The following is a 1,357-nucleotide window of genomic DNA, read 5'->3' on the forward strand; positions in this document are numbered from 1 at the left end:
GAAGGGGAGGGATTCGAACCCTCGATACCTTTCGGTATACCCGCTTTCCAAGCGAGCGCCATCGGCCTCTAGGCGACCCTTCCATTTTTATTCATTAAAACTATTTCTATATTATCGTATTTTGGAAGAAAAGTCAATAAGGCAAACTGCGGAAAACCTAAGCGGCTCAGACAATTTTTGTCTGAGCCGCTAATTTAGATATTTTTTTCACTCTATTCTTTATTGTACAGCACTTTCGTCCATACATTTTCATATGCACCCATTGACTTTAGTCCGTCTTCTCTAAAAACATAAGTACCATCAGACTCTACCGTACCAACCGTTTTCCATAATTCATTAAAATTCTGATATGCGTTTAAGTCGCCTCTCAATAAAATTGTTGGCGCATGTTTTATCTGGTATTTATTCAATAAATCTACGCCTCCTTTGGAAGCTACATCATAAGTTGATGTTGCGTGCGGAGCCATTAAAAGATTCATTAAAGCAACATCATGTAAATAAACGTCATAACAATCCGAACATTTTGGGTCATATAAATACGTAACATCAAATTCTCCGCGTACATTGTCTTCGTCTAAACTATAGTACGGTGGAAAATAGTTCTTATAAACAAATACGTCGTCGTCGTATTGTCCAATATTATCTTCACTAAATAGTTCATCGAGCTTCAGGTTTTTTAAGTCGCCCTTTATTATGAAGGTTGGAAGTATCCTTATATCATATGCCTTCATAAGCAAATCGGCATTTTTTTCATTTGCTCTGTATTCTTTTGTTTTGTTGTATTTTATTCCGATTACGCTTTCTATAAAGTCGCTCACCTGATAAATATCAAAACAATTATCGCAATTTTCCGGCAGAATAACGATTAATTCTGCTTTTTTGGGCATATTTTCTAATAAAGACTTGCCCGTGCTTAATGCCGGCTTAAAAAGCAAAATAGCTGCGCCTAAAAATACTACGAAACAGACAAGAGCTATGGTCAAAATAAAATTACTTGTCCCCTCCTCTTTTTTATTATATAAAAATTCGTACATAATATTATTTTTGAATATCTTTATTTGCAAAAAAGGCCTAATTTTATACTATATGCTATTATTCCGACTTCAACTAAAACCAAAAGCGCCAGTAAAACTACGACAAATAATAGTATATTCAGGAAAGTTCTTCTGTTTATTTTTAAGGTTATGCTATTGGACATATTTTTGACTGAATATATAAATTATTAAAACCTGTATTAAAACTAAGTTTAATACAAATAATATAAATAATGAAATTGTAAGTTTATTAGAATTGATTATTTTTTTAAACATAAACTCATAGACAATAAATTGTCCTCTTTATTTTATTTACAAATTAT

General features: G+C 32.3%; 1 protein-coding gene. It reads right to left on the minus strand.

Going from position 1 to position 1,357, the window contains the following annotated elements:
* Nucleotides 1-212: 212 nt before the first annotated feature.
* Complete coding sequence (locus tag COU51_04270) at nt 213-1,034, minus strand: hypothetical protein (protein PIR66349.1); 822 nt, start codon at nt 1,032-1,034, stop codon at nt 213-215.
* Between the last annotated feature and the right edge of the window lie 323 nt (nt 1,035-1,357).

The sequence above is a fragment of the Parcubacteria group bacterium CG10_big_fil_rev_8_21_14_0_10_36_14 genome, from assembly GCA_002772895.1.
Taxonomy (GTDB): domain Bacteria; phylum Patescibacteriota; class Patescibacteriia.